Origin of the sequence: Actinomadura meridiana, from assembly GCF_039537545.1 — a bacterium.
GTDB classification, from domain to species: domain Bacteria; phylum Actinomycetota; class Actinomycetes; order Streptosporangiales; family Streptosporangiaceae; genus Spirillospora; species Spirillospora meridiana.
Genome location: NZ_BAABAS010000001.1, coordinates 267,679 through 281,249 on the forward strand (window position 1 = coordinate 267,679; position 13,571 = coordinate 281,249).

General features: G+C 71.7%; 12 protein-coding genes. All 12 read left to right on the forward strand.

What is annotated here, in order from left to right; all coding sequences use genetic code 11:
- Nucleotides 1–229 precede the first annotated feature (229 nt).
- Nucleotides 230–1,792, forward strand: a complete 1,563-nt coding sequence (locus ABD808_RS01275; protein ID WP_344888163.1) for a phage tail sheath family protein — start codon at nt 230–232, stop codon at nt 1,790–1,792.
- A gap of 29 nt (nt 1,793–1,821) precedes the next feature.
- On the forward strand, nt 1,822–2,271 hold the full coding sequence (locus ABD808_RS01280; RefSeq protein ID WP_344888166.1) for a phage tail protein: 450 nt from the start codon (nt 1,822–1,824) through the stop codon (nt 2,269–2,271).
- 38 nt (nt 2,272–2,309) lie between these two features.
- Nucleotides 2,310–2,678, forward strand: a complete 369-nt coding sequence (locus tag ABD808_RS01285; RefSeq protein WP_344888169.1) for a hypothetical protein — start codon at nt 2,310–2,312, stop codon at nt 2,676–2,678.
- A complete protein-coding gene (locus ABD808_RS01290) occupies nt 2,675–2,818 on the forward strand; it encodes a DUF6760 family protein (RefSeq protein ID WP_344888173.1) in 144 nt (47 codons plus the stop codon). The genes ABD808_RS01285 and ABD808_RS01290 overlap by 4 nt, the downstream gene beginning before the upstream one ends.
- Nucleotides 2,819–5,998: 3,180 nt before the next feature.
- Nucleotides 5,999–6,259 (forward strand): hypothetical protein, encoded by a 261-nt coding sequence (locus tag ABD808_RS01295; protein WP_344888175.1) that lies wholly within the window; start codon nt 5,999–6,001, stop codon nt 6,257–6,259.
- Between the two features lie 8 nt (nt 6,260–6,267).
- Nucleotides 6,268–6,696 carry a phage tail protein gene (locus ABD808_RS01300; protein WP_344888178.1) on the forward strand — a complete coding sequence of 143 codons (429 nt, stop codon included), beginning with the start codon at nt 6,268–6,270 and terminating at the stop codon, nt 6,694–6,696.
- Nucleotides 6,693–7,397, forward strand: a complete 705-nt coding sequence (locus ABD808_RS01305) for a CIS tube protein (RefSeq protein ID WP_344888181.1) — start codon at nt 6,693–6,695, stop codon at nt 7,395–7,397. Before ABD808_RS01300 ends, ABD808_RS01305 begins: the two co-directional genes overlap by 4 nt.
- Nucleotides 7,398–7,406: 9 nt before the next feature.
- Entirely contained in the window at nt 7,407–9,230 is a 1,824-nt protein-coding gene (locus ABD808_RS01310; RefSeq protein WP_344888184.1) for a VgrG-related protein, read from the forward strand.
- 52 nt (nt 9,231–9,282) lie between these two features.
- Nucleotides 9,283–9,669: a GPW/gp25 family protein gene (locus tag ABD808_RS01315; protein WP_344888187.1), complete on the forward strand. Its 387-nt coding sequence runs from the start codon at nt 9,283–9,285 to the stop codon at nt 9,667–9,669.
- On the forward strand, nt 9,669–11,651 hold the full coding sequence (locus ABD808_RS01320; protein WP_344888190.1) for a putative baseplate assembly protein: 1,983 nt from the start codon (nt 9,669–9,671) through the stop codon (nt 11,649–11,651). Before ABD808_RS01315 ends, ABD808_RS01320 begins: the two co-directional genes overlap by 1 nt.
- On the forward strand, nt 11,648–12,199 hold the full coding sequence (locus ABD808_RS01325; protein WP_344888193.1) for a phage tail protein: 552 nt from the start codon (nt 11,648–11,650) through the stop codon (nt 12,197–12,199). Before ABD808_RS01320 ends, ABD808_RS01325 begins: the two co-directional genes overlap by 4 nt.
- A complete protein-coding gene (locus tag ABD808_RS01330) occupies nt 12,196–13,491 on the forward strand; it encodes an NADase-type glycan-binding domain-containing protein (protein ID WP_344888196.1) in 1,296 nt (431 codons plus the stop codon). Before ABD808_RS01325 ends, ABD808_RS01330 begins: the two co-directional genes overlap by 4 nt.
- The last annotated feature ends 80 nt before the right edge of the window (nt 13,492–13,571 follow it).

The following is a 13,571-nucleotide window of genomic DNA, read 5'->3' on the forward strand; positions in this document are numbered from 1 at the left end:
GCCTCGGGGGTTGCCCGTCCGGACATCGCCCCACCGGAAAGGGCGTTCGCCGTGGCACGACCGCACCTTCACCCCGCGTCCGCTCGCGACAGGGCGCCGCGTTAGGTGACATACCGGGCAGAGGACGGTGCCCTCCGGAAGGGACGGACGGACGTTCCGGGACGGCCGGGCGGCGCGGCAGGGTGACTGAGGAACCCAGACCGCACCTAATCGGGGGAGTAGCTGCCCAATGCCCACATACCTGTCGCCCGGCGTCTATGTCGAGGAGGTGGCCAGCGGGTCCCGCCCGATCGAGGGGGTGGGCACGTCCGTGGCGGCCTTCGTCGGATTCGCTCCGGAAGGCCCGCTGAACGAGCCCGCGCTGGTCACCAACTGGTCGCAGTACGTCGCGTCCTTCGGCGACTTCACCGACGGCTACTACCTCGCCCACGCCGTGTACGGGTTCTTCAACAACGGCGGTACCACCTGCTACGTCGTCCGCGTCGGCGGGTCGTCGCAGAACGGCACGGGCGACGCTCCCAAGCAGATCGCGGCGGCCGCGCCCACCCGGCTCGGCGGGTTCCATGTCGCGGCGATCCCGTCCGCCGGCTCCGGCACCGTCACGGTCGAGGTCGCCGACATCGAGAGCGGTGACAAGGGCGGCGAGAAGGCCGCCGACGACCGGTTCAAGCTGATCGTCAAGGTCGACGACACGGTGGCCGAGAGCTTCAACGTCTCGACCAAGAAGAACACCCGCACCTACGTCGTCACGCAGGTGAAGGAGCGGTCGAAGCTCATCACCGTGACGGAGGCCGCCGCGTCCGGGCAGGTGGCCAGGCCGGACAACCAGAGCGTGACGCTGGCGGCCCCCGCGGCCCCCGCCGCGCCCACCGCCGACGGCCGGGACGTCGGCCCCGAGCACTACCTCGGCGACACCGCCGACCGCACCGGCTTCGGCGGCCTGGAGGCCCTCGACGCCGTCACCATGGTCGCGGCGCCGGACCTGATGAGCGCCTACGAGCGCGGCGCCATCGACATGGAGGGCGTCAAGGCCGTCCAGCTCGGGATGATCGCGCACTGCGAGCTGATGGGCGACCGGGTCGCCATCATCGACCCGCCGCCCGGTATGAACGCCCGCCAGATCCGCGAATGGCGGCAGGACACCGCCGGGTACGACTCGCGCTACGCCGCCCTCTACTACCCGTGGATCAAGGTCTTCGACCCGTCGTCCGGGCAGTCCGGGATGATCCCGCCGAGCGGTCACCTCGCCGGCATCTGGTCCCGCAGCGACACCGAACGCGGCGTGCACAAGGCCCCGGCCAACGAGGTCGTCCGCGGCGCCGTGGACCTCGGCCTCCAGGTCACCAAGGGCGAGCAGGACCTGCTCAACCCGATCGGCGTCAACTGCATCCGCGCGTTCCCCGGCCGCGGCGTCCGGGTGTGGGGCGCGCGGACGCTGTCGTCCGACCCGGCGTGGCGGTACCTGAACATCCGCCGCTACTTCAACTACCTGGAGGAGTCGATCCTGCTCGGCACCCAGTGGGTGGTGTTCGAGCCGAACGACCACACGCTGTGGGCGAGGATCCGCCGCAACATCTCCGCCTTCCTGGTCACCGAATGGCGCGACGGCGCCCTGTTCGGCGCCACCGAGGAGCAGGCCTTCTACGTCAAGTGCGACGAGGAGACCAACCCGCCCGAGTCGGTCGACCTCGGCCGTGTCGTCTGCGAGATCGGCATCGCCCCGGTCAAGCCCGCCGAGTTCGTGATCTTCCGCCTGGCGCAGATCTCCGGCGGCGGCGAACTAGAGGAATAGGGCATTCCCCTACTTAACAAGGAGCAGAAATGTCATTCCGAAAAGAAGACTCCTCGGTCTCGCACATCTTCGCACTCCAGATCGACGGCGTGTTGGTCGACTACGTGCACAGCGTCAGCGGACTGGAGCAGAAGCAGAGCGTCATCGACTACTGGCAGAACGACAAGCAGGGCGGCGGCCGCATCGGCAAGATGCCTGGCCCCGTCGAGTCCAGCGACGTCAAGGTCACCCGTGCCACGACCGGCAACGACGCCTTCTCCAAATGGCTGAAGGACTCCTTCGAAGGCAAGATGGGCTCGGCCCGCAAGAACATCACCTTCATTCAGATGAACCACGAGAAGCAGCCGATGCGGCGTTTCAACCTCCGCAATGCCTGGTGCTTCCACCGCGAGTTCGGCGACCTGGAATCCGGCAGCACCACGCCGATCGAGGAGACCGCGCACATCACGTACGAAGAAATGAAGGTCGAAGAGTCCTGATGCGCCGTTCAGCCCCCACCGTGGAATCGGCGTCCCGGGTGAGAACCGAGTTCGCCTTCGAGCTGCCGCGCGGATACATGGACGACACCGGAACCATGCACCGCGACGGCGCGATGCGCCTCGCCACGGCCAAGGACGAACTGATCCCCTTGCAGGATCTGCGCGTCCGGGAGAACCCGCCGTACCTCTCGGTGGTGCTGCTCAGCCGGGTCATCACCCGGCTGGGCACGCTCCCGCAGGTCCACGACGGCATCGTGGAGGGCATGTTCGCCTCTGATCTGGCCTTCCTTCAGGACTTCTACCGCCAGATCAACACCGAGGGCCACACGCTGGCCACCGTTTCGTGCCCCTCCTGCGCGGAGTCCTTCGAAGTGGACCTCGCCGGGAGCCGCCTGGGGGAATCGTGACGTACCCGCCCGAACGCCTGCACCGGGAGATCTCCTACATCGCGTACCACTTCCACTGGTCACGCGAGGAGATCCTGGACCTGGAGCACCCGGACCGGCGCCGGTACGTCACCGAAATCACGTCCCTGGTGGACGGCTGACCCATGGGCATCCGCGACCTGTTCTCCCGCCGTCCCGGCCCGACGGCGGGGCCCGGCACCCCGGCCGAGGGCGCCCGCGACCCCGGCTGGCGCGCGACACCGCCCCCACCCGCCGCGCCCACGCTGCGAACGGTCGCCGACCCGTCCTTCGGCCTGACCCTGTCCACCTGGCAGTCACCCGCCCTCTCCGGCGAGCTGCCCCGCCAGATCAACCCCACCGCCCCGAGCAGCATCCCCCCGAACGCCCCAGACCCCACCGACATCACCCCACCCCCGCCGGAACCCCTACCGGACGCACCACTGCCCAACCCGGCCCCACGTCCCGCGACCCCCTTGACGGCTGCCCGACAGGTGCCCCGCACCCCCCGTCCAGTCCGCGCGGTAAAGCCACGCCCCACGGCCCCTCCCGCAGACCGCCCCGTCCAGCGCAAACAAGCCGCGCCAACCACGCGCCCCCAACCGACCGACCCCACCCCTCCGCCCCAGAGCACGGCGGACGAGCCCCCCTTGCCCGTTCGTCCCGCCCCAACGGAGAACGACGAACCACCGCGCGCCGCCGAGGACGCACCGTCCACCCCTCCGCCACCGCGCCCGCGACGTCTCGGCCTAGGCGCCCCGCTGCCACCAGCCGACCTCCCCATCCAGCGCAAGGCCACCACCCCCAACCCTTCGCCCCCGGCCGTCCAGCGCCCAGCAGAGCAATCGCCGCCTGACAAGCCCGCGAGTCCACCACGGCCTTCGGTGAGCAGCGCGCAATCGTCACCATCACGCCCCTCGCGCGGGACGCCGTCGCCCCCGACCAAGGCACCGCCTTCGTCGCCGCCGGGAGTGGCGCCTTCCCCACCTGGGGACGCGCCGGAGTCTTCACCGGGGGTCTCGCCAGCGCCGCCTGTGAATGTGCAGCGATCAGCGGAACCGCCGAGGTCTTCGCGTGGCGCATCGCCGCCTGCTAAGCCCGGGGATTCATCGTCTTCTTCGACGAGCAGCGCGCCACCTTCACCGTCGCGTCCTTCGCGTGGGACGTCGTCGTCGGTGCCCACGGAGCCGGGTTCGTCGTCGTCGGGTGCGGTGCCTGTGAGGCCTGTGGGTCCGTCGCGTTCTTCGTCTGAGGTGCCGCCTTCTTCGCCTGCGGTTGTGCAGCGTTCGGCGGAACCATCGAGGCCCTCACGCGGGACGTCGTCGCCTTTGTCCGAGGCACCGCCTTCGTCGCTGCCGGGAGTGGCGCCCTCCCCACCTGGGGGCGCGCCGGAGTCTTCACCTGGGGCCTCGTCATCGCCGCCTGTGAATGTGCAGCGATCGGCGGAGCCGCCGAGGTCTTCGCGTGGCGCATCGCCGTCTGTTAAGCCCGCGGGTTCATCGTCTTCTTCGACGAGCAGCGCGCCACCTTCGCCGTCACGTCCTTCGCGTGGGACGTCGTCGTCGGTGCCCACGGAGCCGGGTTCGTCGTCGTCGGGTGTGGCGCCTGTGAAGCCTTCGGGTCCGTCGCGGTCTTCGTCTGAGGTGCCGCCTTCTTCGCCTGCGGTTGTGCAGCGTTCGGCGGAACCGCCGAGGCCCTCACGTGGGACGTCGTCGCCTTTGTCCGAGGCACCGCCTTCGTCGCCGCCGGGAGTTGAGTCATCCCCGCCTGAGGGTCCGCCGAGGTCATCATCTAAGGGGCGGCAGTCGGCGCCGTCGCCGTCGCCCGAGGCCTCGCCTTCTCCGCCGGTGGTCCAGCGTTCGGTAAAGCCGTCGCGGCCGTCGTCACCTCCGCCCGAGGCGCCGCGCTCGTCACCTGAGCCTTCGCCGCCTTCGCGTGGGACGTCGTCGTCCGTGCTCACAGAGCCGGGTTCGTCGTCGGGTACGGCGCCTGTGAAGCCTTCGGGTCCGTCACGGACTTCGTCTGAGGTGCCGCCTTCTCCGTCGTCGTCGCCTGCGGTTGTGCAGCGTTCGGCGGAACCGTCGCGTCCTTCGCGGGGGACGTCGTTGCCTTCGTCAGGGGCATCGCAGTCTGCGTCGGGGGCGTCGCCCGAGGCCTCTCCTTCTCTGCCGGTGGTCCAGCGGTCCGTTAAGCCGTCGCGCCCGTCGTCGCCTCCGCCCGAGGTACCGGGTTCGTCGTCGGGAGTCGTGCCTTCCCCGCCTGCGGGTCCTTCGAGGTCTTCGTCTGAGGCGCCGCGATCTTCGCCGGAGCCGTCGTCTGCGGCCTCCCCGGCTCAGCCCACGGTCGTGCAGCGTTCGGCGAAGGCGCCACGGCCGTCGTCGGGTGCGGCGCCCGTGAGGCCGGTGGGTCCGTCGCGTTCTTCGTCTGAGGTGCCGCCTTCTTCGCCTGCGGTCGTGCAGCGTTCGGCGGAGCCGCCTTCGCGTGGGGCTTCGCCGCCCGCGCCGAAGGCCCCGGGATCGTCGGCTGTTCCTTCGGAGGGGTCGGCGGCCTCGGTTCGTTCTGCTCAGCGTCGGGTGGTCGATTCGCCCGGCGATGCTCGTCCTGGTCCTCGTCCTGCGGTTGCGGGGCGGGCGGCGGCTGAGTCCGCCGCCGATCAGGGTGGGCACATCAAGCCCCGGGTTCCGGGGACGACCCCGCCCGCCGCACCGCCGTCGCGGCGGGCGGGGTTGGGCGCACCTGTTCAGCGGTCGGTCGCCGGGGTTGGACCCCCGGCGCCGCCGTTGGTGCGCGCACCCGAGAACACGGAACGACGGCAAGTCGCCGCAGCTCCGGCGGCGCCCGAGTCTGGGGCGCCGCCGGGTGGGCGGGCCTCGCCTTCCGGTGATCGGGCCGGGCCGGTTCGGCCGGTGCCGGGTGTCGCGCCCGCCGCCAGGACGGGGACCGTCCTGCCGGTGCAGCGGGTGGTGAGGACGCTACCGGTCGTCGGGCATCCCGCCCGGGGACCGGCACCCCGCGCTCCGGGCGTGGGGATTCCAGCGCGTGCTGCCCCGGACGAGGTGTCCGGGACGGGGAACGGGCCGGGCGCGGCAGCGCCCCCCGTTCCCCTCCGGCGTGCCGAGGCCCCTCGGCCGACAGCCCCCGCGCGGGCACCGGTTCAACGTGCCGCGGTCACACCGCCCAGTGCCGTGGTGCCGGAACCGGTGCACCGGGTCCCCGGGACCGAGAAGGTTCCGGGGACGCCTGCCGCGGGTCCGGCGGCCTCATCCCACTCCCTCGTGCAAGAGGCCGCCGGGCCCGCTCCCCGTCCCGCGTCCGGTCCGACGGTGCAGCGTGACGCGACGCCCGTGCAGAGGGCGCGTCGTTCGGCGCCACCCGCGCGGCGGCGCGCACCGGAGCGGCGGGAGACCGAGCGGCGGGAACCGGAGCGGCGGGAGGCGGCGCGGCGGGAGCCGGAGCGGCCGGACGAGGTGGATCTGGACGAGTTGGCCCGGCGGCTGGTGGGCCCGCTCTCGCGGTTGTTGCGGGCGGAGCTGCGGATGGACCGGGAACGGGTCGGGCGGTTGCGCGACTCGCGAACCTACTGAGGAGTGCGATGACGGCGAGAAAGGATCCGGGCTCGACGGCCTTCTTCCGGCTCACCATCGACGGGGAGAGCCTGGGGAGCTTCACCGGCTGCGACGGGCTCGCGGCGCAGGTGGACATCGAGCAGCGGGAAGAGGGTGGCAACAACGGGCACGTGTGGCAACTGCCGTCCCGGGTGCGGCACTCCAACGTCCGGCTGACCAGGCCGATCAACGAGGAGACGACCAAGGTCACGGCCTGGATCTCGTCGGTGGCGACGGGGATCAAGCGGCCGACGGCGCAGATCGAGGCGTTGCGGGCCGACGGTTCGCTGGTGGCGCGGTGGGGCCTCATGGACGTGGTGCCGGTGAGCTGGACGGGCCCCACGCTCGACCCCAACAGCCCGGCGGTCGCGACGGAGGTCCTGGAGATCGCGCATCACGGGTTCACGAGCCGATGACGAGCAAGACGAGCCATGTCCGCGCGACGCTCAGCATCCACAACCCGCCCGCGGGCGACGGGACGCGCCCCGGCGGCCTGATGAAGCGGGTCAAGTTCCAGTTCAACCCGGCGCAGCTGGAGCTGTCCAAGTCGACGAACTGGGAGTACACCCCGGCGATCGCGACGCGGGCCGGGGCGAAGGTGGAGTATCTGGGCAGCGGGCAGCAGAGCCTCGACCTGGAGATCTTCCTCGACTCCTCGGACCGTCCGGGCAACGCCAAGGTGCGCAAGGACGTGGAGGCGCTGTTCTCGTGCCTGCGTCCGGCGCCGTCCAGCCTCCCGGACCGCTCGTCGCCACCGTGGGTGATCTTCGAGTGGGGCGGGTTCACGACCGTCCGGTTCGTCGCGTACGTGCGGCAGTTGAGCGCGTCCTACACGCTGTTCAGCTCGACGGGGGCGCCGGTCCGCGCCGTGTGCAAGCTGTCGCTGGAGGAGATCCCGCAGGCCACACCGGCACAGAACCCGACGTCGGGGGCGTTGACGGCGCGCAGCGTCCACCGGCTGGTGACGGGTGACACGTTGCAGTCCCTGGCGTGGCGGGAGTACGGCGACCCGACGGCGTGGCGGGTGATCGCCGAGGCCAACGAGATCGACGACCCGATGCGGCTGGCGCCGGGACGGGAACTGTTGCTGCCCGCCGCAGAGGACATCCGGGACTAGGGGGAAGCCGTGTCGAAGGGCACCTACACCAATCAGCTCGCCGTGACGATCGACGGCCGGGTGCTGACGCCCGAGCAGAGGCGGAGCCTGGTCGAGGGCTGGGTGGACACCAGCGTGAACGTGCCCGCCACCTTCCAGTTGACGTTCCGCGACCCGGGACGGCGGCTGCTGAAGCGCCTCGGGGTCAAGCTCGGCTCCAAGGTCGTGCTGCGCGCGATGGCGATCGGCAAGGACGGCGGCAAACCGCTGTTCACCGGGGAGGTCACGGCCCTGGAGGCCGACATTGACGGCACCGGCAAGTTCAGCGTGGTGCGCGGCTACGACCCGGGGCACCGGCTGCTGCGCAGCAGGCGCGTCGCCGGGTACGAGAACATGACGGCGTCCGACATCGCCCGCAAGCTCGCGACGCGGAACCGTCTGAAGGTCGGCCGCATCGACCCGACGAAAACGGTGTACGAGCGGGTCACCCAGCCGAACGTGACCGACTGGGACTTCCTGGCCAGGCTGGCCGCCGAGAACGGCGTCGACATGTACTTCTCCGACGAGGGGGAGTTCAGGTTCGTCCAGCCGAAACCGGCGTCGGGCGCGCCGGGCGCGGGCGCGAAGGCGGAGACCAGCCCGTTCGTGCTGGAGTTCGGGGCGAACCTGCTGCGCTGCCGGACGGGGGTCACCGCCGCTGACCAGGTCGACACGGTCCAGGTGCGGGGCTGGGACGTCCGCCGCAAGGACGAGGTGATCGCCGAGGCGCCCGCCATCAAGAACAAGGAACTGGCGATCGGGATGGCCCCCGGCGCGGCGACCTCGCCGTTCGGGAAGACCGAGCTGGTCGAGACCGGCGTCCCCTACGACACGCACGCGCAGGTCAAGGAGGCCGCCAAGGCGCTCGCGTCCGACGTGAGCGCCGCGTTCGCCGAACTCCAGGCCGAGGTGCTCGGCGACCCGAAGCTGCGCCCGGGGCTGCCGGTCGCGCTGAACAGGATCGGCTGGCCGTTCGAGGGCAAGTACACCGTCACCACCGCCCGGCACGTGTTCATGACGGGGGAGCGGTACGAGACGTGGCTGACGGTGTCGGGCCGCCAGCACCGTTCGCTGTTCGGGCTGGCGTCCGGCGGCGCCGCGTCCGCCCCGCCGAAGATGCCGGGGGTCGTGACCGCGATCGTCACCGACATCCAGGACCCGCAGCGCAAGGGGCGGGTCAAGCTGCGCTTCCCCTGGCTGGACAAGGACTACGTCAGCGACTGGGCGCGGGTCGTGCAGTACGGCGGGGTGCGCGGCGGCGGGCTCCTCATGCCGGAGGTGCAGGACGAGGTGCTGGTGGCGTTCGACCGCGGCGCCCTCGACCACCCGTATGTCATCGGCGGCCTCTACAACGGCAAGGACAAACTGCCCACGTACCGGCGGCTGCCGGTGGTCGGGTCGTCCGGACGGGTCAACTGGCGCAGCGTCGCGTCCCGCACCGGGAACCGGCTGGAACTGGTGGACGCCCCCGGCCAACACGGCGTCAAGGTCGCGACCGGCGACGACCGGATGACGGTCGAGATGCGGGAGACGGGCACCCGGCTCACCGTGCACAGCGACGGCAGCGTCGAGATCTCCGGGAAGCGGACGGTGACGCTCACCGGCCCGGTCGTGCGGATCAACGCCGCCACCCGGCTCGACCTGCGGTCGGCGAGCATCGGGATCAACGCGGCCAACATCATGCTCAGCGGCGCGAGCATCGGGCTCAACGGCGCGAACATCAGGCTCACCGGGATGACCGAGGCCATGGGCAAGCTCAACGTGAACGGGCTGCTCACGATGGGCAACAAGCTCGTCATGATCGTGCCGACCTGATCGGGGGGAAGTGATGGGCGAACAGTTCGTTGGCGCGGGATGGGGTTTTCCGATGCGGGTCAGCGCGTCGGGCGGGATCGTGCTGGTCACCGGGGAACGGGAGGTCGAGGAGGCGATCCGGCTGGTGCTGGCCACGGCGCCGGGCGAACGTCCGACCCGTCCCGACTTCGGCTGCGCGATCCACGACATGGTGTTCGCGCCCGTCAACGAGGAGACCGCGGGACGCATCGCCTACGAGGTGCGCACCAGCCTGGACCGCTGGGAGCCGCGCATCGAGGTCTCCGACGTGGTGGTGACCGTGGCCCCCGACGAGGGCGCCGCGCTGTTCATCGACATCCGCTACGAGATACGCGGCACGAACAACCCGCGCAACCTCGTCTTCCCGTTCTATGTGATCCCGTCGCACGACGACCCGTCCACCGAGAGCGAAGACTCCTGATGTCCCTGCCCGCGCCCAATCTCGACGACCGGCGTTTCCAGCAGTTCGTGGACGACGCCAAGCGCTACATCCAGCAGCGCTGCCCGGAGTGGACCGACCACAACGTCTCCGACCCGGGCGTGACGCTGGTCGAGGCCGTCGCGCACATGGTCGACCAGCTCGTGTACCGGCTGAACCGGGTGCCGGAGAAGAACCACATCGCGTTCCTCGACCTGCTCGGCATCACGCTGCTGCCGCCCGCCGCCGCCCGCGCCGACGTCACGTTCTGGCTGTCGGCGCCGCAGGAGCAGGACGTCATGTTGCCCACCGGCGTGGAGATCGCGACCCAGCGCACCGAGCAGGAGGAGGCCATCGTGTTCACCACCGAACGCGACCTCCGGATCGTGCCGAGCGAGCTGACCGCCGTCGCCGTGCAGCCCGGGGGCGGCCCGGCCGTCGACCACACCGCCGACGTCCAGAGCCAGGAGGACTTCTCCTGTTTCTCCGAAGTGCCCCGCCCCGGGGACGTGCTCGCGATCGGGTTGTCGGCGGCGGTCCCGTCGTGCGCGGTGCTGATCACGCTGGACAGCCGGGTCGACGGCGTCGGCGTCGACCCCCGGCAACCACCACTGCGCTGGGAGGCGTGGACCGGTGAGGGCTGGCGGTGGTGCGAGGTCGAGTCCGACGGGACGGGTGGGCTGAACCGTCCGGGCGAAGTGATCCTGCACGTTCCGGACGGGCACGTCATGTCCCGTGTGGGGACGCAGGAGGCCGGGTGGCTGCGCTGCCGGGTGACCGAGCCGCAGTCCGGGCAGCCGTTCTACTCGGTGTCCCCGACGATCCGGGCCGCCGAGGCCGCCACCATCGGCGGGACGACGGGCGCGATCCACGCCGAGACCGTCGTGGACGAGACGCTCGGCGAGGCGGCGGGCGTCCCGGGGGAGCGGTTCCACACCGAACGCGCCCCCATCGTGGCGGACGATCCGCCGCTCGTCCTCGAGTCGTCCGACGCCGCCGCCGACGGGGACGGGGACGGGGAGGGCGGCGGCTGGCGGGAATGGCAGATCGTCGACCACTTCTCCGCGTCCGGGCCGGGCGACGCGCACTTCCGGCTCGACGCGTCGGTGGGGGAGATCTCGTTCGGGCCCGCCGTCCGCGCCCCGGACGGGCGGCTCCGGCAGCACGGCGCCGTCCCGAGGAAGGGCGCGGTGCTGCGCGCTCGCCGCTACCGCACGGGTGGTGGACGCACCGGCAACGTGGCGCGCGGAGCGTTGAGCGTGCTCCGCACCTCGATCCCGTACGTCGCGCGGATCGAGAACCGGGAGGCCGCGCGCGGCGGCGTCGACGCCGAGACCCTGGAGGAGGCGAAACTGCGCGCCCCGATCGCGCTGCGCGCCCAGGACCGTGCGGTCACCCCGCGCGACTACGAGGAGCTGGCGCGGCGGGCCGCGCCGGACGCCGCGCGGATCCGCTGCCTGCCGGTGGACGGCTCGGGCGCGGGCGCCGTCCGCGTCCTGGTGGTGCCGCAGGCCGTGGCCGACCCGGGCGGACGACTCCGGTTCGAGCAACTGGTGCCCGGCGACGACCTGCTGCGCCGCGTCACCCGCCATCTGGACGACCGGCGTCCGATCGGGATCCGGCTCGCGGTCGGCCCGCCGTTCTACCAGGGCGTCACCGTCGTCGCCACGATGCACGCCTTCGGCAGCACCGAGGCCGAGCGCGTCCGCAACGCCGCGCTCGACGCCCTGTACGCCCATCTCGACCCGCTGACCGGCGGCTCGGACGGCCGGGGCTGGCAGTTCGGACGCCCCCTCCAGGCCGGGGAGGTCTTCGCCGTCCTGCAACGGGTGCCGGGCGTGGAGTTGGTCGACGAGGTGCGGCTGCACGCCGCCGACCCGCTGACCGGCAAGCGCGGCGACGCCGTCGACCGCATCGACCTGGACGCCACGGCCCTGGTCTTCTCCTACGACCACAAGGTCAGGGTGCTCGGGGGAGCGTCATGAGGGGCGCCGTCGACGGCCTGCACTCGCCGCATCCGCTGGGCCCGAGGCTCCCGTCCGTGTTCGCCGAGGACGACCTCATCCAGCGGTACGTGAGCGGCCTGGACGACCTGTTCGCGCCGCTGATGACGGTGCTCGACTGCCTGGAGGCGTACTTCTCGCCGGACCTGGCGCCGATCGACTTCGTCGGCTGGCTGGCGGACTGGGTCGGCGCCGAGCTGCACGGCGAGGAGACCGAGCGGCAGGCCCGGGGCGCGGTCGCCGCCGCGACGGCGCTGCACCGGCTGCGCGGCACCCGCCGGGGCCTGGCCACCGCCGTCCGGCTCGGCTTCGGGGTGACGCCCGAGATCGCCGAGAGCGGCGGCGCGGCCTGGTCGGAACGGCCGCGCGGGCAGTTTCCCGGTGAGAGGGAGCCGCGCCTCGAAGTGGTCGTGAGGGTCCCCGATCCCTCGAAGGTGGACGAGCGGAGGTTGGACGCCCTGGTCGGTGCCGTCCGTCCCGCCCACGTCCCCTACGCCGTACATGTCGTGAAGGAAGGGACACAGCAGTGACGACGGCCGGAATCTGCGCGAACTGCGGGGCCAGCAACCAGAGCGGCTCGTTCTGCGACCGGTGCGGCGCGGTGCTGAGCTGGACACGGGACCACACCCCGCCCCCCGAACCCGCGCCCCCCGCTCCTCCGCCCGCACCCCAGACGGGCGACGTCCACGTCGCCGGTCCGCCGGAAGGCCCTCCGCCGCAGGGACGCCCCCCACACCAGCCACCCCAACACCAGGGCCCGCCCCAACACCAGGGCCCGCCGCAATATCAAGGACCGCCGCCACAGCAGGGACGCCCCCCGCAGGCAGGACCGCCCCCGCAGGCGGGGCCTCCACAGCAGGCAGGGCCGCCGCAGCAGATGGGGCCGCCGCAGCAGCGGGGTGGGCGGGCGCAGGGCAGGGAGGAGCGGGCGCGGCGGTTGCTGATCCCGGTGACCCCCGAGAGCCCGCCGCCCCCGCCGCAGGGCCCCACCCCGGTGCTGCCGGGACGTCCCGACCCCGCCAGGCCGCAGGTGCGGCGCACCGAACGTCCGGCCGCGACGGGCGGCGTCCCCTGCCCCTGGTGCGACACGCCGAACCCGCCCAACCGGCACTTCTGCCTCCAGTGCGCGATGCCCCTGGCAGCCGCCGACAAGGACGGGTACCGCACCCGCACCTGGTGGCAGCGCCTGTTCGGCGGCGGCACCGCCCGGGACCGGGAGGCGCCCTGGGCCGGGGAACGGCCGCGGATCCGCCGCGGCCCGAACGGCCTGCTGCTCATCCCGGTACTGCTCCTGCTGGTCGTCCCGCTGGTCTGGCTGGCCGCGGTGAAGACCGACGACGCGGCCAACGGGATCGTCGACCACTTCGTCAAGCGGGCGCCCATATCGGCGAACGCGTGGAAGGCGTCGCACTCCGACCCGAACCACGGGCCGCAACTCGCGTTCGACGGGCTCAGCAACACGTTCTGGGGCAACGGCTACGGCGGCGGCGGCCAGGACGTCAGTCTGGAGGCGTCCTTCGTCCAGCCGCGCCGGCTGCTCAACCTGATCATCACCTCGGGGATCTCCCCGCAGCCGGACAAGTACGCCACGCAGGCCCGTCCCCAGATCCTGGACGCCACCGTGTTCTCGTCCGACGGCAAGAGCAGGACCACGAAGCTGCACCTCGACGACGCCCCCGGCCCGCAGAAGCTCAAGCTGCGCGGCGAGAACGTCGTGCGGGTCCGGCTGACGATCAGCTCCGCCTACGGCGTCGCGGACAACCGCCAGGTCTGCATCGCCGAAGTCGAGTTCTTCACCCGCTCCACTCTGAAGACCATGTGACCCCCAGACCCGTGACCCCAGACCATGTGACCTCGGGCCCGCGTATCCTGAGGTGACGGAGTTCTCGTCAGTGGCGGCGG

Bases quoted from the DNA above. Each gene is read 5' to 3' on its own strand.
- ABD808_RS01275 (WP_344888163.1), top strand. From the start codon at position 230: ATGCCCACATACCTGTCGCCCGGCGTCTATGTCGAGGAGGTGGCCAGC.
- ABD808_RS01280 (WP_344888166.1), top strand. From the start codon at position 1,822: ATGTCATTCCGAAAAGAAGACTCCTCGGTCTCGCACATCTTCGCACTC.
- ABD808_RS01300 (WP_344888178.1), top strand. From the start codon at position 6,268: ATGACGGCGAGAAAGGATCCGGGCTCGACGGCCTTCTTCCGGCTCACC.
- ABD808_RS01305 (WP_344888181.1), top strand. From the start codon at position 6,693: ATGACGAGCAAGACGAGCCATGTCCGCGCGACGCTCAGCATCCACAAC.
- ABD808_RS01315 (WP_344888187.1), top strand. From the start codon at position 9,283: ATGCGGGTCAGCGCGTCGGGCGGGATCGTGCTGGTCACCGGGGAACGG.
- ABD808_RS01320 (WP_344888190.1), top strand. From the start codon at position 9,669: ATGTCCCTGCCCGCGCCCAATCTCGACGACCGGCGTTTCCAGCAGTTC.
- ABD808_RS01325 (WP_344888193.1), top strand. From the start codon at position 11,648: ATGAGGGGCGCCGTCGACGGCCTGCACTCGCCGCATCCGCTGGGCCCG.